23 protein-coding genes are annotated in these 26,500 nt (G+C 75.3%); 12 read left to right on the top strand and 11 right to left on the bottom strand.

Annotation, left to right across the window (positions count from 1 at the left end; translation table 11 throughout):
* A partial coding sequence (locus ADY59_RS51820; protein ID WP_049571665.1) for a hypothetical protein occupies positions 1 to 226 on the bottom strand: 226 nt, incomplete at its 3' end.
* Between the two features lie 73 nt (positions 227 to 299).
* A complete protein-coding gene (locus ADY59_RS35020) occupies positions 300 to 1,244 on the bottom strand; it encodes a LysR family transcriptional regulator (protein ID WP_231619042.1) in 945 nt (314 codons plus the stop codon).
* A 63-nt stretch (positions 1,245 to 1,307) separates the two neighbouring features.
* Here ADY59_RS35020 and ADY59_RS35015 point away from each other — a divergent pair, with 63 nt between their 5' ends.
* The 3 genes from ADY59_RS35015 to ADY59_RS35005 are packed head-to-tail and all read left to right on the top strand — an operon-like array spanning position 1,308 to position 4,456.
* The gene (locus tag ADY59_RS35015; protein ID WP_049571645.1) at positions 1,308 to 2,510 is read left to right on the top strand and encodes an MFS transporter; all 1,203 of its coding nucleotides are present in this window, start codon (positions 1,308 to 1,310) and stop codon (positions 2,508 to 2,510) included.
* A gap of 10 nt (positions 2,511 to 2,520) precedes the next feature.
* Positions 2,521 to 3,624, top strand: coding sequence for a glycerophosphodiester phosphodiesterase (locus ADY59_RS35010; protein WP_231619041.1), 1,104 nt, complete (start codon positions 2,521 to 2,523; stop codon positions 3,622 to 3,624).
* 10 nt (positions 3,625 to 3,634) lie between these two features.
* Positions 3,635 to 4,456 carry a PIG-L family deacetylase gene (locus tag ADY59_RS35005; RefSeq protein ID WP_049571640.1) on the top strand — a complete coding sequence of 274 codons (822 nt, stop codon included), beginning with the start codon at positions 3,635 to 3,637 and terminating at the stop codon, positions 4,454 to 4,456.
* Here ADY59_RS35005 and ADY59_RS35000 read toward each other — a convergent pair.
* Positions 4,437 to 6,602 carry a DEAD/DEAH box helicase gene (locus ADY59_RS35000; RefSeq protein ID WP_049571637.1) on the bottom strand — a complete coding sequence of 722 codons (2,166 nt, stop codon included), beginning with the start codon at positions 6,600 to 6,602 and terminating at the stop codon, positions 4,437 to 4,439. The genes ADY59_RS35005 and ADY59_RS35000 overlap by 20 nt on opposite strands.
* Positions 6,603 to 6,715: 113 nt before the next feature.
* Here ADY59_RS35000 and ADY59_RS34995 point away from each other — a divergent pair, with 113 nt between their 5' ends.
* Positions 6,716 to 7,144 carry a hypothetical protein gene (locus ADY59_RS34995; RefSeq protein ID WP_049571662.1) on the top strand — a complete coding sequence of 143 codons (429 nt, stop codon included), beginning with the start codon at positions 6,716 to 6,718 and terminating at the stop codon, positions 7,142 to 7,144.
* 3 nt (positions 7,145 to 7,147) lie between these two features.
* On the opposite strand, the gene ADY59_RS34990 is transcribed toward ADY59_RS34995, so the two are convergent.
* Positions 7,148 to 7,453, bottom strand: a complete 306-nt coding sequence (locus ADY59_RS34990; RefSeq protein WP_049571659.1) for a hypothetical protein — start codon at positions 7,451 to 7,453, stop codon at positions 7,148 to 7,150.
* Positions 7,454 to 7,648: 195 nt separating this feature from the next.
* Between ADY59_RS34990 and ADY59_RS34985 the strand changes: the two genes are divergently transcribed.
* From ADY59_RS34985 to ADY59_RS34960, 6 genes are read left to right on the top strand one after another with little or no spacing between them, the layout of a single operon-like run.
* The gene (locus ADY59_RS34985; RefSeq protein ID WP_049571633.1) at positions 7,649 to 10,435 is read left to right on the top strand and encodes a Na+/H+ antiporter subunit A; all 2,787 of its coding nucleotides are present in this window, start codon (positions 7,649 to 7,651) and stop codon (positions 10,433 to 10,435) included.
* Positions 10,432 to 11,001, top strand: a complete 570-nt coding sequence (locus ADY59_RS34980; protein ID WP_049571630.1) for a Na(+)/H(+) antiporter subunit C — start codon at positions 10,432 to 10,434, stop codon at positions 10,999 to 11,001. The genes ADY59_RS34985 and ADY59_RS34980 overlap by 4 nt, the downstream gene beginning before the upstream one ends.
* Positions 11,001 to 12,551, top strand: a complete 1,551-nt coding sequence (locus ADY59_RS34975) for a Na+/H+ antiporter subunit D (protein ID WP_049571628.1) — start codon at positions 11,001 to 11,003, stop codon at positions 12,549 to 12,551. Before ADY59_RS34980 ends, ADY59_RS34975 begins: the two co-directional genes overlap by 1 nt.
* Positions 12,548 to 13,087: a Na+/H+ antiporter subunit E gene (locus ADY59_RS34970; RefSeq protein WP_049571623.1), complete on the top strand. Its 540-nt coding sequence runs from the start codon at positions 12,548 to 12,550 to the stop codon at positions 13,085 to 13,087. Before ADY59_RS34975 ends, ADY59_RS34970 begins: the two co-directional genes overlap by 4 nt.
* The gene (locus tag ADY59_RS34965; RefSeq protein WP_049571619.1) at positions 13,084 to 13,344 is read left to right on the top strand and encodes a monovalent cation/H+ antiporter complex subunit F; all 261 of its coding nucleotides are present in this window, start codon (positions 13,084 to 13,086) and stop codon (positions 13,342 to 13,344) included. Before ADY59_RS34970 ends, ADY59_RS34965 begins: the two co-directional genes overlap by 4 nt.
* Positions 13,341 to 13,691: a cation:proton antiporter gene (locus tag ADY59_RS34960; RefSeq protein ID WP_049571614.1), complete on the top strand. Its 351-nt coding sequence runs from the start codon at positions 13,341 to 13,343 to the stop codon at positions 13,689 to 13,691. The genes ADY59_RS34965 and ADY59_RS34960 overlap by 4 nt, the downstream gene beginning before the upstream one ends.
* Here the strand turns inward: ADY59_RS34960 and ADY59_RS34955 are convergent.
* From ADY59_RS34955 to ADY59_RS34935, 5 genes are read right to left on the bottom strand one after another with little or no spacing between them, the layout of a single operon-like run.
* Complete coding sequence (locus tag ADY59_RS34955) at positions 13,655 to 14,236, bottom strand: DUF6328 family protein (protein ID WP_231619040.1); 582 nt, start codon at positions 14,234 to 14,236, stop codon at positions 13,655 to 13,657. The genes ADY59_RS34960 and ADY59_RS34955 overlap by 37 nt on opposite strands.
* Positions 14,233 to 16,257: a xanthine dehydrogenase family protein molybdopterin-binding subunit gene (locus ADY59_RS34950; RefSeq protein WP_049571611.1), complete on the bottom strand. Its 2,025-nt coding sequence runs from the start codon at positions 16,255 to 16,257 to the stop codon at positions 14,233 to 14,235. Before ADY59_RS34950 ends, ADY59_RS34955 begins: the two co-directional genes overlap by 4 nt.
* A complete protein-coding gene (locus ADY59_RS34945) occupies positions 16,254 to 17,225 on the bottom strand; it encodes an FAD binding domain-containing protein (protein WP_049571608.1) in 972 nt (323 codons plus the stop codon). Before ADY59_RS34945 ends, ADY59_RS34950 begins: the two co-directional genes overlap by 4 nt.
* A complete protein-coding gene (locus ADY59_RS34940; protein WP_049571604.1) occupies positions 17,222 to 17,710 on the bottom strand; it encodes a (2Fe-2S)-binding protein in 489 nt (162 codons plus the stop codon). Before ADY59_RS34940 ends, ADY59_RS34945 begins: the two co-directional genes overlap by 4 nt.
* 35 nt (positions 17,711 to 17,745) lie before the next feature.
* Positions 17,746 to 18,525 carry an alpha/beta fold hydrolase gene (locus ADY59_RS34935; RefSeq protein ID WP_049571601.1) on the bottom strand — a complete coding sequence of 260 codons (780 nt, stop codon included), beginning with the start codon at positions 18,523 to 18,525 and terminating at the stop codon, positions 17,746 to 17,748.
* 115 nt (positions 18,526 to 18,640) lie between these two features.
* On the opposite strand from ADY59_RS34935, the gene ADY59_RS34930 reads away from it, so the two are divergent.
* On the top strand, positions 18,641 to 19,801 hold the full coding sequence (locus ADY59_RS34930) for an acetate/propionate family kinase (protein ID WP_049571598.1): 1,161 nt from the start codon (positions 18,641 to 18,643) through the stop codon (positions 19,799 to 19,801).
* A gap of 39 nt (positions 19,802 to 19,840) precedes the next feature.
* Here ADY59_RS34930 and ADY59_RS47760 read toward each other — a convergent pair whose 3' ends face one another.
* Together ADY59_RS47760 and ADY59_RS34920 are read right to left on the bottom strand one after the other, a co-directional pair.
* Positions 19,841 to 20,692, bottom strand: coding sequence for a DUF6114 domain-containing protein (locus ADY59_RS47760; RefSeq protein ID WP_053175446.1), 852 nt, complete (start codon positions 20,690 to 20,692; stop codon positions 19,841 to 19,843).
* A gap of 3 nt (positions 20,693 to 20,695) precedes the next feature.
* A complete protein-coding gene (locus ADY59_RS34920) occupies positions 20,696 to 21,322 on the bottom strand; it encodes a DUF6230 family protein (RefSeq protein WP_049571596.1) in 627 nt (208 codons plus the stop codon).
* 244 nt (positions 21,323 to 21,566) lie between these two features.
* Here ADY59_RS34920 and ADY59_RS34915 point away from each other — a divergent pair.
* Positions 21,567 to 26,500 (top strand): type I polyketide synthase (locus ADY59_RS34915; RefSeq protein ID WP_197094004.1); only part of this gene is annotated, 4,934 nt, incomplete at its 3' end.

The raw sequence follows: 26,500 nt of genomic DNA, 5'->3' as shown, positions 1-26,500 counted from the left end.
GGACCTCCTCCATGAGGATGTGCCGCCAGGTCAGCGCGCCTGCGCGGGCCGCCTCGTCGGTCTCGCGCCGGGCCGCGCCGGCCGCCCCGGCCGAGGCGGCGCCGCCGGTGCCGTCGGGCAGCGCCTGCATGCCGAACCTCGCGTCCTGCGCCGCCCGCTCGGCCGCCACCTCGGCCAGCACCCGGGCCAGCGAGCCGGGCACCCCCGCGTCACCGTCGTGTGTCATGGCCGACAAGTCTGCCGTGCGCCGCCGACAGAAACCGGCCGATCACACCATCCGGCCGGTCACAGCGTCCGGTCTACTGCCGGGGGCGGGGGCCGCGGCCGGTGTGGGCCGCGCACGCGTGGTCGCGGAAGGCGCGGACGACCGGGGTGAGCGGGTCGTCCGCCCGCCAGGTGACGCCGATCGTCCGGTAGACCGGCGGCGACAGCGGGATCTCGACCACGCCGGGCGGCACGGGACCGGTGCTGGGCAGGACGGCCACGCCGAGCCCCGCCGCCACCAGCCCGCGCACGGTCTCCGACTCCTGTCCCTCGAAGGCGATCCGGGGCTCGAACCCGGCCTCGGCGCACAGGTCGTCGACGATCTGGCGGAGCCCGTACCCGTGTTCCAGCATGATCTGCTCCTCCCCCGCGAGCTCGGCGGCGCGTACCCGGGAGCGCCCGGCGAGGCGGTGCGCGCGCGGCGCCGACAGGACGAGCTCCTGCTCGGTGAGCGCCCGGCCGGCCAGGGCGGGGTCGCCCTCGGGCAGCGGCGCGACGAACACCAGGTCGATCTCGCCCTCGCGCAGCCCGTGCAGCATGTCCTGGCGTGAGCCCTGCACCAGGGTGAACCGTACCCGGGGGTGGCGCCGGCGGAAGCGCCGGATCAGCCCCGGCACCAGTGAGCGGCCGAGCAGGTGCAGGAATCCGAGCCTGACGTGCCCGCTGCCGGGGTCGGCCTCCTCGCGCACCTCCCGCACGCCGGCGGCGACGGTGGCGAGCGCGCGGGCGGCGGAGGCGGCCAGGGTGCGCCCGGCGCTCGTGAGCCGGATGCCGCGACCGGCGGGGATCACGAGGGGCGCGCCGACCGCGCCGGCGAGGGCGGCCAGGCGTGTGCTGGCGGTGGGCTGGGGGATGCCGAGCAGTTCGGCGGCCCGGGTGACGTGGCCGGTCTCGGCCACGGCGGCCAGCAGCGCGAGGGCGGGAGCGAGCGTCGCGGCGAGCCGGTCGTCGGCGGACTCGTCCATCAATTCATCCAGCACAGTATGAATTATCGCTCACGACGGTATTGGACGTATTTATTAGCCTTGCTTAGCGTTTGGCGGGTGGTCACCGATCTTCGCGCTCCCGCCGCCACCGGCCGGGTCAGTGCCGCCGTCGCGGCGGCGGGCGTCTCGTCGTTCGCCCTGCTCTACGCGCCGCAGGCGGTGCTGCCGCAGCTCGCGGGGGCCTACGAGCTGGATCCGGGCAGCGCCTCGCTGACGGTGGGGGTGGCCACGACGGCGCTCGCGCTGGCCGTCCTGCCGCTGGCGGCGCTGTCGGAGGTGGTCGACCGGCGGAAGATCATCATCTGGTCGGTGATCGGTTCCGCGGTGCTCGGGCTGCTGCTGCCGCTGGCGCCCGACTACCGGGTGCTGCTGGCCATGCGGGCGTTGCAGGGAGTGGCGATCGCCGGGTTCCCCGGGGTGGCGGCGGCGTACCTGGCCGACCAGGTGGGGGCGGCCCGGCTGCCTGCCGCCGTGGGGGCGATGATCGCGGGGAACTCGGTGGGCGGCATGCTGGGACGCCTCGGCGCGGGATTCACCGCCGAGCCGCTCGGCTGGCAGGGGGCGCTGCTCGTGGTGGCGGGCGTGTCCCTGGCCTGCGCCGTGTTCGCGGCCGCCACGCTCCCCCGCTCCGCGCGGGGCGGGCACGCCCCCGGGCCGGGCGCGCACGAGCCGGCCGGCGGGTGGGTGCGGCGGCTGGTCGTGCCGTACGCCGTGGGGGCGCTGGGGATGGGGGCGTTCGTGGCGGTCTACAACGCCGCCGGGTTCCGGCTGACCGCGCCGCCGCTGGACCTGGCGCCGGCGGTGGCGTCGCTGGTGTTCCTGGCGTACGCCACCGGGACCGTGTCGTCGGCGGCCGCCGGGCGGCTGGTCGACCGGCTGGGGCGGGGGCCCGCGCTGGTGGCGGCGCTGGTCACGACGGCGGCGGGGGCGGCGCTGACGCTGCCCGACCGGCTGCCCGTGATGGCCGCCGGGTTCGCGGTGCTGACCGCCGGGTTCTTCGCGGCGCACGCCGTGGCCAGCGCGTGGGTGGCCGCCGAGGCGCCGCCGAGGGCGCGCGGCCGGGCGGCGGGCCTCTACACGCTCTGCTACTACCTGGGCAGCGGCGCGGGCGGCACGGCGGGCACCGCCGTGTACGGGCACGCGGGCTGGACGGCGCTGGTCGCGCTGATCGCGGGCTGGCTCCTGCTGGCGCTGATCGCCGTCCTGGCGGCGCTCCGGCGTTCCCCGTCCCGTAACCCGCGGGCCACCTCGGCGCTCTAGCGTCACGCCCATGAAGATGCGCAGGTTGATCGCCAGTGTGCTGGCGGTGCTGTCCAGCGGTACGGTCGCCGTCGTGGTGTTCCAGACGACTCCCGCCGCCGCCGAGCGCCGCGGCCACGACCCCCTTGTCATCGCGCACCGGGGCGCCAGCGCCCACCGGCCCGAGCACACGATGCTCTCCTACGAGGCGGCCATCGCCATGGGCGCCGACTACATCGAGCCCGACCTGGTCTCCACCAAGGACCACGTCCTGGTGGCCAGGCACGAGAACGAGATCTCCGGCACGACCGACGTGGCGTCCCGGCCCGAGTTCGCCGCCCGGCGGGCCGCCAAGACGATCGACGGCCGCCCGGTCACCGGCTGGTTCACCGAGGACTTCACGCTGGCCGAGCTGAAGACGCTGCGGGCCAAGGAGCGGGTGCCCGACCTGCGGCCCGGCAACACGGCCTTCGACGGGCTGGCGGAGATCCCCACGTTCGAGGAGGTCGTCCGGCTCGCGCAGCGGCACGGCGTGGGCGTCTACCCGGAGACCAAGCACCCGAGCTACTTCGACTCCATCGGCCTGTCGCTGGAGGAGCCGCTGCTCGACGTGCTGGAGCGCCACCGGGTGCGCAAAGCCTACATCCAGTCGTTCGAGACCGCGAACCTGCGCGACCTCAGCGGGAGGACGCGGCTGCCGCTCATCCAGCTCATCACGCACGGCGGCGCGCCGTACGACTGGGTGGCGGCGGGCGAGAGCCGCACCTACGACGACATGGTGACGCCCGGCGGGCTGCGCGAGGTGGCCCGCTACGCCGACGGGATCGGCGTCGACACGCGCCGCGTCATCCCCGTCGGCGCCGACGGCAGGCTCCAGGCCCCCACGACGCTGGTCGCCGACGCGCACCGCAGGCGCCTGGACGTGCACGTGTGGACCGTGCGCAACGAGAACTCCCAGCTTCCCGCCGACCACCGGCTCGGCGACCCGGCCAGCCCGGTGTACGGGCGCGCCACCGGTGACGTGATGGGCTGGCTGTCGAAGCTGCTCGACGCGGGCGTGGACGGCGCGTTCTGCGACGACCCGGGGATGGGCCGGGCCGTGGTCGCCCGCCGCGCTGTCGGAGGCGGCGAGTAGGGTTCCCTGCATGGATCAGCAGCTCACCCTCATGGCCGTGCACGCCCACCCCGACGACGAGTGTCTCAGCACCGGAGGCGTCCTGGCCCGCTACGGCGGGGAGGGCGTCCGCACGGTGCTGGTCACCTGCACCAACGGCGAGCAGGGCGACGGCCCGGGCGGCGTCAAGCCCGGCGAGCCCGGCCACGACGCCGACGCGGTCGCCGAGCGCCGCCTGGCCGAGTTGCGCGAGTCGGTCGAGCACCTCGGCATCGAGCACCTGGAGCTGCTCGGCTACCGCGACTCCGGCATGCAGGGCTGGGACACCAACCAGCACCCCGACGCCTTCGCCAACGTCGCGGTCGACGTGGCCGCCGCGCGGCTGGCCGAGCTGATGGAGCGCTACCGGCCGCACGTCGTGGTCACCTACGACGAGACCGGCGGCAGCGGCTACGGCCACCCCGACCACGTGCAGGCGCACCGCATCACGATGGCGGCGGCCGAGGCGACCGGCATCCCGGCCAAGCTCTACCACACGGCCATCCCCCGGGCCGCGATCCAGCGCATGTTCGAGCTGATGCGCTCCAGCGGGCTGGAGACCGGCTTCGAGCCGTCCGGCGACTTCGGCACCCCCGACGAGCTGGTGACGACGGTCGTCGACGTCAGCGCGTTCGTGGAGCGCAAGCTCAAGGCGCTGCGCTCGCACGAGAGCCAGGGCGAGAACATCTTCCTGCTGCGGATGCCGGAGGAGGCTCAGCAGCAGGCGTTCTCCCATGAGGCGTTCATCCGGGTGCGGAGCAGCGTCAACGCGCCGGCGCACGAGGACGACCTGTTCACGGGCCTGCGCCCGTAGCCAGGCGCAGCTGTTCCTCCTCGACGATCTGGCGGGCCAGCGCCCGCTCCGACACGTCGACCGCCTCGGGGGTCGACTCGGCAAGCTCGCTGCGGCGGGCGTAGGCGTCGAACAGCGCCGACTTGGCGTGCAGGAGGCGCAGCATGCGCTCGTCCACGCTGTCCGGTGACAGCAGGCGGTGCGCCTGCACCCGGCGCACCTGGCCCATCCGGTGGGCGCGGGCGACGGCCTGGCTCTCCAGGGTGGGCTTGATCTGCGGCTCGCAGAGGATCACCACGGAGGCGGCCTGCAGGTTGAGCCCGACGCCGCCGGCCTGGATCTGGCTGAGCAGCACCGCGTGGCCGGGCGCCGCCGCGAACGCGTCGACGATCTCCTGGCGGCGCTCGGCCGCGACGCTGCCGGAGATCGGCCCGAAGCAGGCGCCGAGCTCTCCCCCGACGGCGGCGAGCACGTCGCGGAAGTAGGAGAAGACGACCACCTTGTGCCCGCCGGCGGCGGCCTCGCCGACGAGTTCGCGGAGCCGTTCGAGCTTGGCCGACTTCTCCGGCACCGCGTAGGCGGCGCGGCGCATGGCCATGAACCGGCCCGCCTCGACCGCCTCGCGGTAGGCGGTGGCGTCGGCGGCGCTGAATTCCTCCCATTCGTCCACGTGCACCAGGTCGGGCAGCTCGGTGAGCACGTCCTCCTGGTTGCGCCGCAGGTAGACGGGGGCGACGGCGCGCCTGAACGCCCGCGCGCCCGCGACCGCGTCGCTGTCCCTGAGCCCGGCGAGCGCGCCCGGCTGGAGGTAGCCGACGAGGGCGCGGAACTCCTCGACCCGGTTCTCCATGGGCGTGCCGGTGACGAACAGCACCCGCTCGACGCGGGCGCACCAGCCGGCGACGGCCACCGAGCGCCGCGCTTCCGGGTTCTTGACGTAGTGGGCCTCGTCCACGACGAGCATGCCGACGGGTGGCGCGTCCGCCAGCCGGCGCAGCCCCTCGAACGTGGTCACCGCGACGCCGCCGCGCTCGGCCCACTCGGCCTCGGCGAGGGCGCGCTCGCCGCCGTGCAGCCGGTAGGCGCGCAGCGTGCTGCGCGCCTCGACCTCGCGGACCCAGTTGACCAGCACGCTGGCCGGGCAGACGACGAGGAAGCGGGTCTCGCCGCGGGCGGCCAGGTGCGCGATGGCCGCGATGGCCTGGACGGTCTTGCCGAGCCCCATCTCGTCGCCGAGGACGACCCGGCGCTGCGCCAGCGCGAACCTGGCCCCGAACGCCTGGTAGCCGCGGAGCGAGACGCGTAGGTGGGTGTCGTCGAGCTCCTGGCCGCGCACGCGGGCGGACAGGTCGTCGGGCAGGAATCCCTCGGCGGCGGCCCGGTCGCGCGGCTCGATGGCGGCGATCTCCGCCAGCAGGTTGTGGTATTCGGCGGCGCGCAGCTCGTAGTCGATCCACGCCTCGGCGCCGCCGGGCGCGGGCCGGAGCAGGTCGGTGGTGGCCTGGGTGATGAGCAGCCGCGTGCCGGCCTCGCCGTCGAGCAGGCCGATGATCCGCTGGACGGCCTCGGCCGCGGCGGCGCGGCGCCCGGCCCCGGCCAGGAGGGCGCGCCACCAGCCGGCGGCCGGGCGCGCCGCCGGGACGAGCTCGGCGAGCACGCCGGCGGCCGTGTCGGCGGTGCGGCGGGCGCGCGCCAGGTCGGGCCCCGCGGCGACGAGCCGGTGGAGCGCGACGAGCAGCGCGGTGGTCTCGGGGTCCTGCCGTTCGACGTCGATGTGGACGGTCTCGGCCGCCTCCGCCGCACGGGCGATCTCGCGCGCCGCGGCGTGCGCCTGCGCCTGGGTGCGGGGGCCGATGCCGGGCAGGCGCTGCAGCTCGTACGGGGTCGCGTCCAGGACGTCGAGGACCGTGGCGTACCCGGCGGCCTCCAGCGCGCCGAGCCGCAGCCGGCCGCCGGTGGCGTCCTTGAGCCTGGTGAGCGGGATGGCGGCGAGCCCCGCCCTGGCCTGGCGCCCGCGCAGCACCGACAGGGCGGCGTGCACGGCGTCGCGGGCGCCGTCGTGCTCCTGCCGCAGCGTGCGGGCCTCGCCGAGCAGCCGCGTGGCCCGGTGCAGCAGCTCACGCACCTGACCTCGGCCCGGCGCGGCGGGGGGAAGGGGGTCGGGCATGGCCTCACTGTGCCATGCCCGGCGTGCCGCACGCGCCGCCGGTTCGCCGCCGGGGCGCCCGGTTTGCCGCCCGGGCGTGCGGGCAGACGGCACGGGACGAACGGGGGTTGGTCATGGCGGAGTACGAGGCCACGCGCGGGATGCCGGCGGACAGCACGCTGGTGTTCGGCGTAGCGTCGGACGTCGACCTGGTGAACCGGTGGCTGCCGCACGGCCTGTGGGTGCGCGACAGCGGGCCGAACACCCTGGAGGCGGGCGGCGAGGTGGTGCCCGGCGAGGGGAGGCACGAAGGGCTGTTCAGCGCCTCGGCCGAGCAGCTCCGGGTGGAGTGGGGCGGCCGCGACCACCCCGGATACGCCGGCTGGCTGCAGGTGGCCGACGGCCAGAGCGGGACCAGCGAGGTGACGGTGCACATCTCCCTGATGGACGAGCCCAGCGAGAAGACCTCGCGCGACCGCTCCGACGAGGTGCAGGGCATGCTGGAGGACTCGCTGCGCCGCCTGGCCGACGAGGTGGGCCGGCGGGTCACGGACGCGGGCTGAGCCTCAGGCGTCCGCCCGCTGCCGGCTCGTCAGCCGGAAGAAGTTGCTCGTCCTGCCGTCGTCCCCGTGCTCGTGGTAGACGAAGGCGAGCTCGTGCTCGTCGAAGACGCGCAGCCAGTCGTCCCAGGAGATCTCCTCCAGGTCGTCCGCGCCGAAGCCGGGGAAGTCGAACCTGAGCACGCACGCTCGCTCGTCGTGCTCGGTCCCCGACACGGTGGCGGGGACGGCGCCGCGCTCGTCGGCCCACTTGCGGATCACCTCGTGGTCGGTGGTGGCCAGGCCACCGACGGGCTGGTTCTGCGTCGTCATGGCGCTGCTCCCCTGGTCGTCGTGCCTCTCTCCGATACCCGGAGCGGCGGACGGCATGCGCTTATGGGCAGGTCATCCGGTTTGTTACGCCTCATGGGGTGGTGAGGTTCCGGTCAACCCGTGCCGCGCCTGCGCCGTGCCGGCCTCGGGGGCCGTGACAGTGGGTGACAGTGCCGACGCCCGCCCGAGGAGACCATGGAGTCGCTGCTCATCCTGCACGCGGCAGCCGCCATCTGCGCTCCATGGCTGACCCGGCTCCTGGGGCGGGACGCCTTCCCGCTGCTCGCGCTGGCCCCGGCCGCCGGCTTCTGCTACTCGCTGTGGGTGCTGGTGTCGGGCGTGCCGGAGCGGTCGAGCACCCCGTGGGCGCCGGCGCTCGGGCTGTCGCTGTCGTTCCGCGCCGACGAGCCGGGCGTGCTCATGATGGCGCTGGTCACCGGCGTCGGGCTGCTGGTCATGGTCTACAGCTCGCGTTACTTCCCGGCCGGCGAGGCGGGCCTGGCCAGGTTCGGCGGCTTCATGCTGGCCTTCGCGGGGGCGATGCTGGGGCTGGTCATGGCCGACGACCTGTTCCTGCTGTACGTGTTCTGGGAGCTGACGACGGTCTTCTCGTACCTGCTCATCGGCTACGACCCGGAGAGCCGGGCGAGCAGGCGGGCGGCGATGAAGGCGCTGATGCTCACCACGTTCGGCGGGCTGGCGATGCTGGCCGGGTTCGTGATCATCGGGCAGGCGGCGGGCACGTACCGGATCTCCGCGATCGTGGCGGACCCGCCGGAGGGCGGGCCGGTCGTGGCGGCCCTGGCGCTGGTGCTGACGGGGGCGCTGGCGAAGTCGGCGATCTTCCCGTTCAGCACGTGGCTGCCAGCCGCGATGGCGGCGCCGACGCCCGTCTCGGCGTACCTGCACGCCGCCGCGATGGTCAAGGCGGGCGTCTACCTGCTGGCCCGGCTCGCGCCCGCGTTCGGGGACGTGCCGGTGTGGCGGGCGGTGGCGGTGCCGCTGGGCGTGCTGACGATGGTGCTGGGCGGCTGGCGGGCGCTGCGCGAGACGGACCTCAAGCGGCTGCTGGCCTACGGCACGGTCAGCCAGCTCGGCTTCCTGACGATCCTGTTCGGCATCGGCACCCGCGACGCGGCGCTGGCGGGGGTGGCGATGCTGCTGGCGCACGCGCTGTTCAAGGCGGCGCTGTTCCTGGTGGTCGGCGCGGTGGACCACGCCACCGGCACGCGGGACCTGAACCGGCTGAGCGGGCTGTGGCGGTCGGCGCCGTGGCTGTGCGCGGCGGCGGTGCTGGCGGGCGCGTCGATGGCGGGGCTGCCGCCGCTGGCCGGGTTCGTCGGCAAGGAGGCGGCGCTGGAGTCGCTGCTCACCTGGGAGACCTTCGACACGGCGGCGCTGGCCGGGGTGGTGCTCGGCTCGGCGCTGACCGTCGGCTACACGCTGCGCTTCCTGTGGGGCGCTTTCGCCACCAAGCCGGGGCTGCCGCCGACGCCGGCGCACCGCACGCCGGCGGCGATGTTCGCCCCGGCGGCGCTGCTGGCGGTGCTGGGGGTGGTGCTCGCGCCGCTGGCGGGCGTGTACGACGCGGCGATGGCCGGCTACACCGGCTCCTTCCGCGACGCCGGGCACGGCACTCATCTGGCGCTGTGGAGCGGCGCGGCGGTGCCGTTGCTGCTGTCGCTGCTGGCGTTCGCCTCGGGCGGGCTGCTGTTCTGGGCGCGGCGGCCGGTGGCCCGGATCGGCGCCGCGCTGCAACTGGTCGACTCGGCGACGCTGTTCTGGTCGGTGATGCGGCGGCTGGACCTGTTCGCGATCCAGGCGACGGGCATCATCCAGCGCGGCTCGGTGCCGGACTACCTGCTGCTCACGCTGGCGTCGGTGGCCGCGCTCGGCCTGTTCTCCTTCCTGTACGTGACGCCGCCGGACCTGAGCCTGGACATCGTCGCCTGGCAGCGGCCCGAGCAGCCGTTCATCGTCGTGCTGATGATCGCGGGGGCCGCGCTCGCGCTGGCCGCCCGCGCGTACGTGCTGCTCGCGGTGATGTGCGGGCTCACCGGGTACGGGACCGCGCTGCTGTTCCTGTCGCACGGCTCCCCCGACCTGGCGCTGACCCAGTTCCTCGCCGAGACGCTGAGCCTGGTCGTGTTCGCGCTGGTGCTGCGGCGGCTGCCGATCGAGCCGGTCTCCGCCCGGCTGCGGTTCCCGTTCCGGCTGGGGATCGGGGTGGTCGTCGGGGCGGTGACGGTGGGCGCCGGGATGCTGGCCATGGAGGCCCGGCAGGCCGAGCCCGTCGGCGGGCTCATGGCGGGCGCGGCCGAGCGGGCGGGGGCGCACAACATCGTCAGCGCGCTGCTGCTCGACATCCGCGCCTGGGACACGATGGGCGAGAGCACCGTGCTCGTGGTGCTCACGCTGGGCGTCACCAGCCTGGTGTTCCTGCGCCGCACCTCGTACACGATCGAGCGGGACGAGGGCGGCGGGACGCGGCCGGCCGGGCGGCCGCACTGGCTGAGCTCGGCGCTGCCCCGGGGGGAGCGGGCGCTGGCGTTCGAGGTGGCCGCGCGGCTGACGTTCCACACGGTGCTGGTGCTGTCGGTGTACCTGCTGCTGGTGGGGCACAGCAAGGTGGGCGGCGGGTTCGCCGGCGGCATCGTCGCCGGGCTGGCGATCACTGTGCGCTATCTGGCGGGCGGGCGGTACGAGCTGGCCGCGGCGGTGCCGGTGCACGCGGGCGTGCTGCTCGGCGCCGGGCTGACGCTGTCGACCGGCACCGCGCTGGCCGGGCTGCTGTCGAGCGGGGCGGCGCTGACGATGCTGGCGGCCGACGTGACGCTGCCGCTGCTCGGCACCCTGCACCTGTCGACGGGGCTGCTGTTCGACCTCGGCGTGTACGTGACCGTGGTGGGGATGGTCCAGGACGTGCTGCGCGCCCTCGGCGCCGAGCTGGACCGGCAGATCGAGACGGAGGACGCGTCATGACGATCACACTGCTGCCGTTCGCCGCCGCCGGCGCGCTGATCGCCACCGGGGTGACGCTGCTGCTGGAGCGGAGCCTGGTCCGGCTGCTGGCGGGCGTGGTGGTGCTGGGCAACGGGGTGAACCTGCTCATCGTCACGTCCGGGGGCGGCCCCGGCAGCCCGCCGATCCTGGGCCGGTTCGCGCCGGAGGAGATGGCCGACCCGCTCCCGCAGGCGATGGTGCTCACCGCGATCGTCATCACGCTGGGCGTGACCGCGTTCCTGCTGGCCATGGTGCACCGGTCGTGGCAGCTCACCGGGAGCGACGAGGTGCAGGACGACACCGAGGACCGGCGGGTGCGGCTGCGCGCGCGGGCGGGCGAGCTGAGCGAGGCGGTGCGCCGCAGGCAGGAGGAGTACCGGCGGCTGCTCGCCGAGGAACGGGTGCAGCGGCCCACGGAGAAGGAGGCGCGGCGGCGGCTGCGGCTGCGGCGGCGCGAGGCGCTGAGGCTGATGCGGCACGCCATCCGGGAGGAGCGGGCGCGGCAGGCGCTCGCGCTCGACCCCGAGCTGGAGGGCGACGACTAGTGGAGAGCCTCATCGCGGTGCCGGTGCTGCTGCCGCTGCTGGCGGCCGGGGTGAAGCTGGCCATCGGCGCGCGGCTGCGCCACCTGCAGTCGCTCATCAGCATCGGGACGCTGACCATCACCGCGGTGGTGTCGCTGGTGCTGCTGTTCGAGGTGGACGCGCACGGGCCGGTCGTCACCGAGCTGGGCGGCTGGGAGTCGCCGCTGGGCATCTGCCTGGTGGCCGACCGGCTGTCCACGCTGATGCTGGTGGTCTCGACGCTGGTGACGCTGTGCGTGATGGCGTACGCGGTGGTGGGCTCGTACGCCGACCAGGAGCACGACGCGCCCATGGCGATCTTCAATCCGGCGTTCCTGGTGATGGTCGCCGGGGTGGCGGACGCGTTCCTGTCGGGTGACCTGTTCAACCTGTTCGTGGCGTTCGAGATGCTGCTGAGCGGCTCGTACGTGCTGCTGACGTTCGGCGGCACCCAGTCGCGGATCCGGGCCGGGGCCACGTACACCGTGATGGGGCTGGCCTCGTCGATGCTGTTCCTGATCGCGCTGGCCGTCACCTACGCCGCGACGGGCACGCTGTCGTTCGCGCAGCTCGCCGAGCGGTTCGGGCCGCTGGACACGCACGTGAAGCTGCTGATCGAACTGACGCTGCTGCTCGCCTTCGCGATCAAGGCGGCGATCTTCCCGCTGTCGGCGTGGCTGCCCGACTCCTACCCGACGGCTCCCGCGCCGGCCACCGCGGTCTTCGCCGGGCTGCTCACCAAGGTCGGCGTTTACGCGATCATCCGGTTGGAGGCGCTGCTGTTCCCCGGCGGGCCGGTGGCGACGCTGCTCATGTGGGTGGCGCTGGCGACCATGCTCGTGGGGGTGCTCGGCGCGGTCGCGCAGACCGACATCAAACGGGTGTTCTCCTTCACGCTGGTCAGCCACATCGGCTACATGGTGTTCGGCGTGGCGCTCTCGACCGTGCAGGGGCTGAGCGGGGCGATCTTCTACGTGGTGCACCACATCACGGTGACCACCGGGCTGTTCCTGGTGGCGGGGCTGATCGAACGGCGCACCGGCACCACGCGGGTGGAGCGGCTCGGCGGCCTGATGACGCTCACGCCCCTGATCGCGCTGCTGTTCCTGATCCTGGCGCTGAACCTGTCGGGCATCCCGCCGATGTCGGGCTTCCTGGGCAAGCTGGCGCTCATCCAGGCAGGGCTCGCCGACGGCGCTCCGCTGGCGCTGCTGCTGGTCGCGGGCAGCCTCGTGACGAGCCTGCTCACCCTGTACGCGGTGGCCAAGGTGTGGGGGAAGGCGTTCTGGCGGGCGCCGGAGCCGGCCGTGGCCGGGACGGTGGTGGAGAGCGACGAGTCCACCGGCGAGGACCCGGTCGTGACCACGACCACGATGCCGCTGGCGCTGGTCGGCTCCACGGCCGCGCTGGTGGTGCTCGGGCTGTCGTTCACCGTGCTCGCCGGGCCGCTGTCGGCGCTGACGGACCGCGCGGCCGCCGAGCTCATGGCCCGGGAGCCGTACGTCTCCGCGGTCCTGGGGAGGGGCCGATGATGCCGAAACTGCTCACGCCGACGGTGTTCGGCAGGCCGGTGCCGGTGCCGCTGGTGGCCTGGCTGACGCTGATCTGGGTGATGCTGTGGGGCAGCGTGTCGGCGCTCACGCTGGTGGGCGGGGTGCTGGCCGGGACGCTGACGGTGTGGCTGCTGCCGCTGCCGGTGCTCGACCCGGGCATCAGGTTCCGGCCCGTGCCGTTCGCGGCGTTCCTGGCGTGGTTCGCGCTCGACCTGGTGAGCTCGACGGCGCGGGTGGTGTTCTGGGTGCTGCATCCGGGGCGGCCGCCGACGGGCGTGGTCCGGGTGCCGCTGCGCACCTCGTCCGAGTCCATGATCATGATGGTCATGGTGGCGCTGTCGACCGTGCCCGGGAGTCTGGTGCTGGAGTTCCAGCGGGAGCGGCGGGAGCTGGTCGTGCACATCCTGGGGCGGCGCGGGAACCTGGCCGAGTTGGGCCGCGAGGAGGTGGCCGGGCTGGAGTCGCGCATCGTCGCGGCGTTCGGCACCTCGGCCGACCGGAGGGAGCTGGGATGAACGCGGTTTACGTGGTGACGCTGGCGCTGCTCGCCTGTGGCGCGGGGGCGGCGCTCTACCGGGTGGCGCGGGGGCCGTCGATGCTGGACCGGGCGGTGTCGCTGGACGTGGTGACGTCGCTGGCGATGTGCGGGCTGGGGGCGTACGCGGCGACCACGGGCGACTATTCGGACATGCCGATCCTGCTGGTGCTGTCGCTGCTCGGGTTCGTCGGGTCGGTGTCGGTCGCCCGGTTCTTCCCCGGCAGGTCGCGGTGAGCGCGCCGGACGTGGCGGCGGCCGTGTGCCTGCTGGCCGGGGCCGGGCTCGCGCTGTCGGCGGGGGCCGGGCTGATGCGCTTCCCCACGACCCTGGACCGGATGCACGCCGGCACCAAGCCGCAGGTGCTGAGCGTGCTGCTGGTGCTGCTGGCGATGTGGCTGCGCGAGCCCACGTGGCAGGTCGCCGGGCCGCTGCTGATCGTCGGCGTCTCCCAGGTGATCACCGTCTCGGTGGCCGCGTACGTGATCGCCAGGGCCGCCTACCGCCGTGCCCCGGACGAGGACGACGGCACCGCGCTCCCGCCCGATCACCCTCCCGTGCCGCCCGGCCGCGACCGCCGCTGAGCCTCCTCCTCGCCGGAGGAGCTCTGCCGGTCGAACGCCGGCTGCGCGAACCACGACCACGCCGCCAGCGCCGCGATCGCCCCGGCGGTGCCCCACGCGAGCGCCGAGTCGAACAGGTAGTCCGTCACCAGCATCGTCGCCGCCGTCATCGACATGGCCAGCGCCAGCGCCCCGGCGATCCCGTAGAGGTTGGAGCGCCGGACCAGCTTCTCCTTCATGCCCTGCCGGAACAGCACCCGGTGCTGGTTGGCCGGCGCGATGTAGCAGATCGACGCGATAGCCGCGCTGACCAGCGCCACGTAGAACAGCCACCGGTCGAACGCGCTCAGCCGGACGAACCCCTGCGAGAAGGGCACGGTCAGCAGGAACGCGAACAGCACCTGCACCCCGGTGACCGCCACCCGGGCGCCCTGCAGCAGCTCGACGAAGTTGCGGTCGGCCCGCTCCTGCCGCGTTTCCCTGTCCGACTCCGGCACCTGCTCCATGCGCGTCCTCCCGGCCTCGTCCTTGCTGAGGATCTCCTCTTCCTTGGTGAAGCGGGTCAAAACCCGGCGAGCAGCTTGGCCGGGGTGATCGGCAGGTCACGGACCCTGAGGCCGGTGGCGTGGTGAACGGCGTTGCCGATGGCGGCGGCGGTGCCGACGATGCCGATCTCGCCGATGCCCTTGGCGCCCATCGGGTTGAGGTGCGGGTCGTCCTCGTCGATCCAGTACGCCCGCACGTCCGGCACGTCGGCGCAGGCGGGCACGTGATACTGGGCGAGGTCGTGGTTGGTGAACCCGCCGAACTCCTCGTCGGTGACGCTCTCCTCCATGAGCGCCATGCCGAGCCCCATGGTCATGCCGCCGACGAACTGGGAGCGGGCCAGGTCGGGGTCGATGACGCGGCCGACCGCGAAGACGCCGAGCAGCCGGGGCACCCGCGTCTCCCCGGTGGCGGGGTCGACCCGCACCTCGGCGAACTGCGCGCCGAACGCGTGCGTGGCGTAGCCGCCGCCCGCCTGGATCTCCGCGGTGGTGTCGGCCGTGCCGTGCCTCCCGTCGCGCAGCAGTTCCTCGCAGGCCCGGACGACGGCCGACCCCCACGAGGCGAGGCCCATCGAGCCGCCGGCGAGCGGGGCGGCGGGCAGGTCGCTGTCGCCGAGCTCGACCCGTACCCGTGCGGCGGGCACGCCGAGGGTCGCGGCGGCGATGGCGGTGAGCGCGGTGCGGGCGCCGGTGCCGATGTCGGCGGCGGCGATCCTGACCACGAACTTCCCGTCCTCGGCGGTGGCGGTGGCCTGCGAGGGCCGCCGCTTGGCCGGGTAGGTGGAGGCGGCGACGCCGGTGCCGACCAGCCAGCGGCCCTCGCGGCGGACGCCGGGCGCCGGGTCGCGCCGGTCCCAGCCGAACCGGCGCGCGCCCTCGCGCAGGCAGGCCACCAGGTTGCGGGAGCTGAACGGCAGCCCGCCCGCCGGCTCGGCGTCCGGCTCGTTGAGCACGCGCAGCTCGACGGGGTCGATCCCGGCGGCGGCGGCCAGCTCGTCCATCGCCGACTCCAGGGCGTACATGCCGGGACACTCGCCGGGGGCGCGCATCCACGACGGGGTGGCGACGTCCAGCCGGACCAGCCGGTGCGCGGTGCGCAGCGCCGGCGTGGCGTACATGGTGCGGGCGGGCACGGCGGCCTGCTCGGCGAACTCGACGAGGGTCGAGCTCTGCTCGCGCACCTCGTGCTCGATCGCCGTCAGCCGGCCGCCGGCGTCGCAGCCGAGGCGCAGGCGCTGGATCGTGGGCGTGCGGTAGCCGGTGACGTCGAAGAGCTGCTGCCGGGTGAGCGCGACCTTGACCGGCCGGCCGGCGGCCCGGGCGGCGAGCGCGGCGAGTATCGCGTGCGGCCGGGTGGTGCCCTTGGACCCGAAGCCGCCGCCGACGTGCCGCGACACCACGCGCACGCGGCCGGGCGGCAGGCCGAGGGTGCGGGCGATGGTGTCGCGGTCGGCGGCGGCGCCCTGGGTGGAGTCGTGAACGGTCAGGTCGCCGCCGTCCCAGGCGGCGAGCGCGGCGTGCGGCTCCATCGGGTTGTTGTGCAGCACCGGCGTCCGGTAGGTGACGTCCACGGTGACGGCGGCCCCGGCGATCCCGGCGGCGACGTCGCCCTTCTCGGTGTCGGCGGGGAAGCCCGGGTTGACCTTGTCCGGCCGGTAGAGCTCCGGATGGTCGGCCCGCAGCAGCACGTCGTGCTCCTCGGCCGCGTACGTGACGCGGACGGCGCGGGCGGCGGCGCGGGCGTTCTCGTAGGTGTCGGCGACGACGGCCGCGACGAACTGCCCTCGGTAGGCGACCTCCCTGCCGCGGAACAGGCGCAGCTCGGGGTCGGCGTCCTCGGCCAGGTCCGGCGGGTCGTCGCTGGACAGCACCGCCAGCACGCCGGGCATCGCGGCGGCGTCCGCGGAGTCGATCGCGGTGACGCGGCCCTTGGCGATCTCCGACTGGACGGGGCAGGCGTAGGCGACGTCGCCCGCCGGGTACTCGACGGCGTAGCGGGCGCGGCCGGTGACCTTGTCGTGCCCTTCGACGCGGTTCACGGCGTCAGCTCCCTCAGCGTCTGCACGATCAGGTTGCGGGCCAGCGGCACCTTGTAGGCGTTGCGCGGCAGCGGCACGGCCTGTTCGAGCTCGGCCTCGGCGGCGCGGGCGAAGGCCTCCTCGCCGGCCGGGGCGCCGAGCAGCGCGGCCTCGGCGCGGGTGGCGCGCCAGGGCGCGTGCGCGACGCCGCCGAGCGCCAGCCGGACGCCGGCGACGGTGCCGTCCGCGCCGACGTCGAGCGCGGCCGCTACCGACACCAGCGCGAACGCGAACGAGGCCCGCTCGCGCACCTTGCGGTAGGTGGCGCGGCCGGGCGGCGGGGGCGGCAGCGCCACGGCGGTGATCAGCTCGCCCGGCTCCAGCACGGTGTCGCGGTCCGGTTCGTCGCCCGGCAGCCGGTGCAGGCCGGGCATCGGCACCTCGCGCGAGCCGGCCGGGCCGGTCACGTGCACGCGGGCGTCGAGCGCGGCGAGCGCGACGGCCATGTCGGACGGGTGGGTGGCCACGCACGCCGGCGAGTGGCCGAGCACGGCCAGGTGGGCGTGGTCGCCGGGGATCGCCGGGCAGCCGGAGCCCCGCAGCCGTTTGTTGCACGGCTTGGAGACGTCCTGGAAGTACGGGCAGCGGGTGCGCTGCAGCAGGTTGCCGCCGACGGTCGCCATGTTGCGGATCTGCCCGGAGGCGCCCGACAGCACCGCCCTGGCGAGCATCGGATAACGGGCCAGGACCAGCGGGTGCGCGCCGAGGTCGCTGTTGCGCACGGCGGCGCCGACACGCAGCCCGTCGCCGTCGGCCTCGACGCGGTCCAGCGGCAGCCGGCTGACGTCGACCAGGCGCTCCGGCTCGGCCACGCCGAGGCGCATGAGGTCCACCAGGTTCGTGCCGCCGCCCAGGTACATGTCGCCGGGCCGGAACAGCGCCACCGCGCCGGCCGCGGCGCCGGCCCGCGTGTACTCGAACGGCTTCACCGGGCCACCTCCGCGATCGCGGCCACGATGCCCTGGTAGGCGCCGCAGCGGCACAGGTTGCCGCTCATCCGCTCGCGGATCTCCCCGGCGGTCAGGCCGGGTTCGGCGGCCAGGTCCTCGGTGACGGCGCTGGGCCCGCGCTCGGCCAGCATCCCGGCGGCCGAGCAGAGCTGCCCGGGCGTGCAGTAGCCGCACTGGAAGGCGTCGTGCGCGATGAACGCCTCCTGCAGCGGGTGCAGCGCGCCGTCGCCGGCCAGCCCCTCGACCGTGGTCACGGCCAGGCCGTCGCAGGCCACGGCCAGGAGCAGGCAGGCGTTGACCCGCCGCCCCTCCAGCAGCACCGTGCACGCGCCGCACTGGCCGTGGTCGCAGCCCTTCTTCGAGCCGGTCAGCCCGAGCCGTTCGCGCAGCAGGTCGAGCAGCGAGGTGCGGGGATCCACGGGCAGCGTGCGCTCGTCCCCGTTCACGCGCAGGGTGATCTCCATGGGCGCTCGACTACCCGGGCGGCGCCGGGGACAAGCTAACCGTCCAGGAAATTCTGGATGACCCTGGCGAATTCGGCCGCCTGGTACTCCAGTGGCACCATGCCGCCCTCGATCACCGCGGTCCGCGCGCCCGGCAGGCGTCCGGCGAGCGCCTCCAGCTCGGGGAAGGCGTACGGGTCGGCCGACGCGCCCACGCACAGGACCGGGCAGCGGACCAGCCCGAGCCGGTCCTCCATGCGGTAGGCGGCGACCGCCCGGTGGCCGAGCTCCACGTCCGGCCAGACCGCCAGCGCGTCGCGGACGAACCGGGCCAGCAGGTCGGGCCGGTCCGGCGGGTAGAAGCCGGCCCGGCCCGCCCACAGCGCGGTCAGGTGCGACCCGTCGGCCCCCTCCTCGACGTGGTCGACGGGCGGCCTGTCGCGCCGCGCCCGCCTGGCCTCGGCGTCGATCAGCGGCGTGGACGACAGCACCAGCCGGCTCACCCGGCCCGGGGCCAGGCCGGCCGCCTCGATCGCGACGATGCCGCCGGTGTGGTGGCCGGCGATCGCGGCGGTGTCGAGGCCGAGGGCGTCCATCAGGGCGAGCACGCCCCGCGCGTACGCCTCGATGCTGTGCTCGGGGGGCCGCGCCGAGGCGCCGAAGCCGAGCGTGTCCATGGCGATGGCCCGGCGGGTGCGGCCGAGCAGCGGCAGCACCTCCCGGTACTCGTCCCACGACCGGGGTGTCTGGTGCAGCAGCAGGACGGGCTCGCCCCGCCCGCACTCGGCGTAGTGGATCTGTCCGAACGGCGTGCCGGCATACCCGAACTCGATCATTCGCGGCCCTCCCAGGCGACGTGCTCCCCCGGCAGCGTAAAGGGCGCGCCATGCCATGTGTCACGCCATGCCCCACGGGTAGCGCCGACGGGGGACGCGATGGGCAGGGAGGAACATGACGGCGCAGGAATGGGACGGCCCGGCGGCGGTGCTGACGGTGAACGCGGGGTCGTCCAGCCTCCGCCTCGACCTCGTCGACGGCGGCAGCGTCGTCGACAGCGCGCACGCCGAACGCGCCATGGAGCCGGACGCCGCCCGGGAGGAGCTGTCCGGCTTCCTCGGCCGTCACCTGGACCGGGACGTCGCGGCCGTCGCGCACCGGCTGGTGCACGGCGGCGACCTGGTGCGCGCCCCGGCGGTCGCCGACGACGGGCTGGTGCGCGGGCTGCGCGGCCTGACGAGCCTGGCGCCGCTGCACCTGCCGCCCGCGCTGGCGCTGCTGGACGCGGCCCGCGAGCTGCTGCCCGCCGTGCCGCACGTGCTCTGCCCCGACACCGCCTTCCACGCCGGGCTGCCCGACGCCGCCGCCGTCTACGCGCTGCCGGCGCCCTGGCGGGACCGGTACGGGCTGCGCCGCTACGGCTTCCACGGCCTGTCGTACGCGTGGGCGTCGGGCCGGGCCGCCGAGCTGCTCGGCCGCCCGGTCGCCGACCTCGGCCTGGTGCTGGCGCACCTGGGCGGCGGGGCGTCGGTGTGCGCGGTGTCGGGCGGGCGCAGCCTGGACACCTCGATGGGGTTCACGCCGCTCGACGGGCTGCCGATGAGCAAGCGGTCGGGCGCCGTCGACCCCGGGATGCTGCTGTGGCTGCTGGAGGAGGGCCGGCTGACGCGGGACGAGCTGCGCCGGGGGCTGGAGCGGGAGTCGGGGCTGCTGGGCCTGTCCGGCGGGCGCTCGGGCGACACCCGCGACCTGGTGGCGGCCGAGCGCGACGGCGACCGGGCCGCGGGGCTGGCGCTGGAGGTGTTCTGCCACCGGGTGAGCAGGGAGATCGCGGCCGCGGCCACGTCGCTGGACCGCCTGGACGCGCTGGTGTTCACCGGGGAGATCGGCTGGGACCAGCCGGAGGTGCGCGAGGCGGTCTGCCGCAGGCTGGGGCTGCTCGGGGTGGAGCCGCCGGTGCGCGGCAACCGGTCCGACGACGGGCCGGTCAGTCCCGCGGGCGCGGCCGTCCCGGTGCTGGTCGTCGAGGTGCACGAGGAGCTGCAGCTGGCCCGCGAGTGCCTGCGCGAGCTGTACGGACCGGCCGCGCCGCAGGAGGCCGACACCGGCCCCTGACCGGCGCTGGACCGCGGCCGGTGAGGGCAGGGGCGTCGGTCAGGCGCGTACGCGTTGCGTCAGCCCGGCGACGCCGGCGTGGCGGGCACGGACGAGGAGCCCGTACGCCTCGACGTCCGTGACGGTCATGGACGGCAGCGGCAGCGGGGGCAGCGGCAGCGCGGGGGTGAGCGTGAGGGCGACGCCGCCGATCCGGGCGCGCAGCCGCGTCACGTACATGACGACGCCGCCCGACAGGCGTAACCGGGAGAAGCGCTGGTGGACGGCCGGACCGGGGCCAGGCGTCCAGTGCAGGCCGTCGGCGATCTCGACGGCGGACATGGACAGTTTCAGCCGGGGGCCGGCGGGCCGGCGCACCACCCCGTCGATCCGGCCGCCCCACAGGGTGAGCCGCGCGGCCGTGAGACGGGAATCGGCCGGTTCGGCGGCGTGCGGCCGGGAGGCGGGCAGGGCGAGCGTGAGCGCCACCGGAAGAGCCGCGATGGCCTGCAACGCCCCCCGCCCGCCACCCGCGCCGCGCCCCGTGCGGCCCGTGCGGCCCGTGCGGGTGCCGGGGGGTGCCCAGGCGCACAGGAGCGCGCCGCCGGTGAGGCCGGCGAGCATGCCGGCGCCGAAGCCGCCGAGGTTGGACGTGACGAATGAGCCGAGCGACAGCGCGATGGCGGCGACGCCGAGGAACACCCGCTGCCCGGGCTGCCACCAGCTCAGCAGGCCGGCCGCGATGAGGAGGACCCCCGCCAGGTAGCCGGAGATCCCGGCGAAGCCCTGGTGGATGAGGAGCGGGAGCGGGGCGAGCGGGGCGAGCAGGATGACGCCCCCGCCGCCGGCCACCCACAGTCCGCCCCAGAACGGCCGGCTCTGACGCCAGCGGCGGAATCGGCTCTTCGGCATGGGTCAGAAGCACTCGTGGTCGCCGGGCTGGAAGCTGAGCCGCAGCCCGTGGAGGCGGAACGTGCCGGCGTTGACGGCGTACGCGATCTGCCTCAGGCCGGTGATGCGCACGGTGGCGGCCTGCTGGCCGATGTCGCCCGGGCGGCCTGCCAGACCGGCGGGGGTGTCGAGGGTGGCGGCGTCGCGGCCGATCTCGATGTCGTCGAACTCGGCGTCGCCGGAGAGCTGGTGCAGGTCGATGACCAGGTTCGTGGCCTCGACGGGCTGTTTGCCGTCACCCGCCCTGACCAGGAACGTCGCCGGGCCGACGGGGGTGTGCACGAGCGCCGACTGGCACAGGCCGGTGATCCGCGCGCGGCCGATCACCGAGGTGAGGACCGGGCGCCGCCCTCCGGTGGTCGTGGCCACGTCACCGTACTGGGCGAACCCCTGCCCCACGAGCCGGTCGGCCGACACCTTGAACCGCTCGCCGGACAGCGCGAAGGACGCCGCGACGCCGCCCGTGCCGGTGAGGCCCACCAGGAGCGCGGCCGCCACCAGGGCGGGGACGAGCACGGCCGCGAAGCGCGGCCATCGCGTGCCGCCCGGCGCCGGACCGCTCTCCCGCCCGGGCTCCGTCTCGGCTGACATGGCGCCTCGCCTTCGCTCCGGGGGCGGACATGGGAGCCGGAACAGGCGAACCGGCACGCCAGAGTATAGAGACTCTTCGCGCACAATTGACTACTCTTTGCGACACCGCTTATGTTTCCGAAGCCCACCACACCATCCCTTAACGGGAGTCACCACCGTCACCGGGGAGGAATACGAACAGTCGCTGTTCGGTCACCTACTGCTGTGGTGCCATGGGTGCGCGGACGAGCGGAAGGGTGACGGTATGAGCGCAGGCGGGAACGGGCAGGCGTGGCCTCGTCGGGCGGTGGCGATCGTGGGCGTGGGGTGCCGGCTCCCCGGCGGCATCCGCGACCTCGACGAGCTGTGGCAGGCTCTGCTGCGCGGCGACGACCTGGTCGGCACCGTGCCGCCGGACCGGTTCGAGGCCGAGCGGTACGTCGACGAGTCCATCCCGCGGCCCGACCGGAGCTACACGCGGGCGGGCGGCTTCCTCGGTGACGTCACCGGCTTCGACGCCGCCTACTTCGGGATCTCGCCCAAGGAGGCGGCCGCGATGGACCCGCAGCAGCGGCTGCTGCTGGAGATGGCGGCCGAGGCGTTCGACGACGCGGGCATCGACCCGGCGCGCCTGGCGGGCAGCGACACGGGCGTGTTCGTCGGGGTCTCCGATCCTTCGTACGGGGTGCTGCAGGCGCTGGAGCCCGGGTCGATGGGCCCGTACACGATGTCGGGGATGGCGCTGTCGATCGCGGCCAACCGGCTGTCGCACGCCTTCGACCTGCGCGGGCCGAGCATGAGCATCGACACCGCGTGCTCGTCGGCGCTGCAGGCGGTGGAGCGGGCCTGCCGGGCGCTGGCCGACGGCTCCACCCGGACGGCGCTGGCCGGAGGGGTGAACGTGCTGCTGAACCCGATGGGGTTCATCGGGTTCAGCCAGGCGTCGATGCTGTCGCCGACCGGGCGGTGCCGGGCGTTCTCGGCCGGCGCCGACGGGTTCGTCCGGGCGGAGGGCGGCGGCGTGGTCGTGCTCAAGCTGCTGGACGCCGCGCTCGCCGACGGCGACCGGGTGCACGGCGTCATCGTGGGGGCCGCCGCCAACAACGACGGCCGCACGGTGGGGCTGGCGCTGCCCAGCAGCGAGGCGCAGGAGGCGCTGCTGCGGCAGGTGTACTGGAAGGCCGGCGTCGGCCCGGACGAGGTCGCGTACGTGGAGGCGCACGGCACCGGCACGCAGGCGGGCGACCCGGCCGAGTGCGGGGCGCTGGGACGGGCGCTCGGCACGGCGCGATCGGGCGGACCGCTGCCGATCGGCTCGGTCAAGACCAACCTGGGACACCTGGAGCCCGCCTCGGGCATGCCGGGGCTGTTCAAGGCGCTGCTGGTGCTGCGGCACCGGACGATCCCGGCGTCGCTGCACGCCTCGGTGCTCAATCCGGACATCGACTTCGACGGGCTCGGGCTGAGCGTCGTCACCCGGCCCCAGGCGCTGCCCGAGACGGGCGGGCGGACCGTGGTGGGGGTGAACTCGTTCGGTTTCGGGGGCGCGAACGTGCACGTGGCGGTGGCGGCGCCGCCCCTGCCCACGGCGCCGTCCCCGCCCGCGGCGCCGGCGCGGGCCGAGGGGGCCGCGCCGGTGCCTTTCGTCGTGTCGGCGCGCTCGCCCGGCGCGCTGGCGGACGCCGTGACCCGCGCCGCCGGCCATCTGGCGTCGGTGGACGACGACGCCTTCTACGACGTGGCCTACACCGCCGCCCGGCGGCGCGGCCTGCACCGGCACCGCGCCGTGGTGCTCGCCGCCACCCCGGCGGAGGCGTCCGCCGGCCTGTCGCGCCTGTATCCCGCCGAATCGGACGACGCCGCCGGGGACGCGCCACGTACGCGGGAGGAGGCGCCGGAGGCGGACGCCGCCGGGGGCGCGCCACGTACCCGGCGAGGGGCGCCGAAGGCGGTCACCGGCGAGGCGGTGGAGCACGGGCGGGTGGCGCTGGTGTTCTGCGGCAACGGGTCGCAGTGGGCGGGGATGGGCGCCGGCCTGCTGGGCGAGCCGGCGTTCCGGGAGGCCGTCGAGGCGGTCGACGGCGAGCTGACGTCCCGGCTGGGCTGGTCGGTGCTGGAGGAGCTGGCGCTGCCGCCGGACCGGTGGCGGCTGCCCGCGACGGAGGCGGCGCAGCCGCTGCTGTTCGCCGTCCAGGCCGGTGTGGCCGGGATGCTGGAGGCGGCGGGCGTGCGGGCGGGCGCCGTGCTGGGGCACAGCGTCGGCGAGGTGGCCGCCGCGTACGCCGCCGGGGCGCTGTCGGCGGCTCAGGCGGCACAGGTGATCGCGGGGCGCGGCCAGGCGCAGTCGGTGACGCGCGGGCAGGGCCGGATGGCGGCGGCCGGGCTGCCGGAGGCGGAGGCCCGGCAGCTCCTGACCGGCTACCCCGGCGTGGAGGTGGCGGCGGTGAACTCGGGCCGCGACGTCACGGTGGCCGGGCCGCAGGAGGCGCTCAAGCTGCTGGGCGAGGACCTGGCGGCGCGCGAGGTGTTCTTCCGCGAGCTGGACGTGGACTACCCGTTCCACAGCGCGGCCATGGACGGGGTGCGCGAGCCGCTGGCCGCGGCGCTCGACGGGCTGCGGCCGTCGCGGGCGCGCATTCCCATGGTGTCGACGGTGACGGGCGAGGTCCTGACCGGCGAGGAGCTCGACGCGGCGTACTGGTGGCAGAACGTGCGGCGGCCGGTGCGGTTCGCGGCCGCGGTCGAACGGGTGCTCGCCGAGGGGTTCGACGTGCTGGTGGAGGTGGGCCCGCACCCGGTGCTGCAGGCGTACCTGCGGCGCGTCTCGGGCGCCGCCCGGGTCCGCGCGGCCGTGGTGCCGACGCTGCGCCGGCCCGGGGCGCGAGCGGCGGACGACGCGGTCGCGGGGCCCGCCGCCGTGGACGCGGCGGTGGCGGGCGTCGTGGCGGCCGGGGGCGAGATCGACTGGGACCACCACTTCCCCCACGCCGGCGCCGTGCGGTCACTGCCCGCCTACCCGTGGCAGAGGCAGCGGCACTGGACGGGCGGCCCGCTGACCTGGGCGCGCACGATCGGCGACCCCGCGATCGTGCACCCGCTGCTGGGCCAGCGGCTGCCGACGCTCGAACCCACCTGGTACGGGGAGATCGACCAGGTCCGGGTGCCGTGGGTGACCGATCACCGGGCGGGCGGGGCGGCCGTGATGCCCGCGACCGGGTACGTGGAGATGGCGCTGGCGGCGGGGCGGCAGGCGCTCCCGGACGCCGCCGAGGCCGTCGAGGTGGACCGGGCGGAGATCACCCGCGCGCTGGTGGTGCCGGGGCCGAGCGCGGAGCCGGTCTGCGCGCAGACGTCGCTGTCCGCCGACACGGGCACGATCACGGTGGCGAGCACGACGGCGCGCGGGCAGCAGGCGCGCGAGCACTTCCGGGCGCGGGTGCGTCCGCTGCTGCGCGCTGCCCCGCCGCCGCTCGACCTGGCGGAGCTGCGCGGCCGCGTCGCGGACCCGGTGGACGTGCCCGCCTACTACGCGCGGGCGGCCGAGGGGCGCATGGTGTGGGGGCCGGCGTTCCGGGTGCTGACCGGGCTGTGGCGGGGGCGGGGCGAGGTGCTGGGCGCGTACGCGTGTCCCGGCCAGCGGGACGAGCGCTACCAGGCGCATCCGGTGCTTCTGGACAGCGCCCTGCAGGCGGGCGTGCTGTGGCTGGTGGACGCGCTGGTGGACGGCACCGGCTACATGCCGGCGGCGATCGGCGCGGTCCGGGTGTGGGGCAGGCCCGACCCGGAGGGCTTCGTGCACGTACGGGAACGTTCCAGCAGCCTGGAGGAGGTGTGCTGGGACATCACGGTCGCCGGGGCCGACGGCCGGGTGGCGGCCGAGATGGAGGGCGTCAGGCTGCGCCGGACGCCGGGCACCCACACCACGCGGGCCGAGCGGTATCACGTCGAGCTGCGGGCCGCCCCCCGTCCCGGCGAGCCGGCGGGCGCCTGGCCGGGCGCCGATCCGGCGCGCATCCTCGCCGCCGCCGGCCGGCGGCTGACCGAGGTGCGCTCCGCCTGGGCCGAGCTGCGCTCTCCGGCGTACGCGGCCCGGCTCGAGAAGACGTTCGCCCACACGCTGGCGGCAGCCCTCGCCGACCTGACCGGCGGCCGGGACGGGCTGACGGTGGATGGGCTGGTGGCCGTTTGCCGGGAGGCGGGTCATCGCAGGACGGTCCGGGCGGCACTGCCGCTGCTGGAACGGCACGGTGTGCTGGAGCGCCGGGGCGAGGAGGGGGTCCGGCTGATTCCGCCCGCGGCGGACGCGGCCGAGTTGCGGGAGCTGGCCGAGGCGGGGGCGGCCTTCGCGGCGCAGACCGCGCTCGCCGTGCGGGCCGCGCTCCGGACGCGCGAGCTGCTGGCCGGGGAGGTCCCGGCGGCCGAGGTGTTCGGCGCCGACGGGGCCGGCGAGCTCCTGGACCAGTACCACGACGTGGGCCCGGTGAGCCTGTTCGGGAACAGGATCGCGCGGGCGCTGGTGGAGCAGGTCGTCGAGGGGTGGCCGGCGGACCGGCCGCTGCGGGTCCTGGAGGTGGGCGCGGGGACGGGCGGCACCACGGCGGCGCTGCTGGCGGTCCTGCCCACCGGCCGCGTCCGCTACACGGTCACCGACGTGGCCGAGCCGGTGCTGACCCGGCTGCGGCAGCGGCTGGCCGGGACGGACGTCGTCGAGTTCGGCCTGCTCGACCTGAACGCCGACCCCGTCGCGCAGGGGCACCGCGCGGGCGGGTACGACCTCGTGGTGGCGGCCGGGTGCCTGCACCTGGCGCGGGACGTGACCGGCGCGCTGCGCGGGCTGGCCCCGCTCCTGGCGCCGGGCGGCAAGCTGCTGGCCGCCGGGCCGCACCGGGTGGAGCCGCTGCTGCCCTTCCTCGGGCTGGCGCCGGAGTTCTGGGACGCCGGCGACCCTGACGCGCGGCCCGGCTCGCCGCCGCCGTCCTCGTGGCGGTGGCCCGAGCTGCTGGCCGAGGCGGGCTACACCGACGTGGTGCGGGCGGGCCTGGAGGCGGACCCGGAGGCGGGCGACTTCTCGGTGCTCCTGGCCGCGCGAGTACGTCCGGTCCCAGATGACCGAGTTCCTCCTCGCCTCCGACCTCGACCTGCCCACGCTCGTCGACCGCCTGCGCGGCGCCGCCGACACCGTGGCCGACGTCGTCCGCG

The sequence above is a fragment of the Nonomuraea sp. SBT364 genome (assembly GCF_001083785.1).
Classification (GTDB): Bacteria; Actinomycetota; Actinomycetes; order Streptosporangiales; family Streptosporangiaceae; genus Nonomuraea.
Note: the sequence above shows the minus strand (reverse complement) of the source record. Positions and strands in the feature narration are given on the sequence as shown.

Coding starts and splice junctions, on each gene's coding strand:
- ADY59_RS34970 (WP_049571623.1), top strand. CDS start 12,548: ATGATGCCGAAACTGCTCACGCCGACGGTGTTCGGCAGGCCGGTGCCG.
- ADY59_RS34920 (WP_049571596.1), bottom strand. CDS start 21,322: ATGTCAGCCGAGACGGAGCCCGGGCGGGAGAGCGGTCCGGCGCCGGGC.
- ADY59_RS34995 (WP_049571662.1), top strand. CDS start 6,716: ATGGCGGAGTACGAGGCCACGCGCGGGATGCCGGCGGACAGCACGCTG.
- ADY59_RS35005 (WP_049571640.1), top strand. CDS start 3,635: ATGGATCAGCAGCTCACCCTCATGGCCGTGCACGCCCACCCCGACGAC.
- ADY59_RS35000 (WP_049571637.1), bottom strand. CDS start 6,602: ATGCCCGACCCCCTTCCCCCCGCCGCGCCGGGCCGAGGTCAGGTGCGT.
- ADY59_RS34935 (WP_049571601.1), bottom strand. CDS start 18,525: ATGATCGAGTTCGGGTATGCCGGCACGCCGTTCGGACAGATCCACTAC.
- ADY59_RS34940 (WP_049571604.1), bottom strand. CDS start 17,710: ATGGAGATCACCCTGCGCGTGAACGGGGACGAGCGCACGCTGCCCGTG.
- ADY59_RS34930 (WP_049571598.1), top strand. CDS start 18,641: ATGACGGCGCAGGAATGGGACGGCCCGGCGGCGGTGCTGACGGTGAAC.
- ADY59_RS47760 (WP_053175446.1), bottom strand. CDS start 20,692: ATGCCGAAGAGCCGATTCCGCCGCTGGCGTCAGAGCCGGCCGTTCTGG.
- ADY59_RS34985 (WP_049571633.1), top strand. CDS start 7,649: ATGGAGTCGCTGCTCATCCTGCACGCGGCAGCCGCCATCTGCGCTCCA.
- ADY59_RS34980 (WP_049571630.1), top strand. CDS start 10,432: ATGACGATCACACTGCTGCCGTTCGCCGCCGCCGGCGCGCTGATCGCC.
- ADY59_RS34990 (WP_049571659.1), bottom strand. CDS start 7,453: ATGACGACGCAGAACCAGCCCGTCGGTGGCCTGGCCACCACCGACCAC.
- ADY59_RS35010 (WP_231619041.1), top strand. CDS start 2,521: ATGAAGATGCGCAGGTTGATCGCCAGTGTGCTGGCGGTGCTGTCCAGC.
- ADY59_RS34965 (WP_049571619.1), top strand. CDS start 13,084: ATGAACGCGGTTTACGTGGTGACGCTGGCGCTGCTCGCCTGTGGCGCG.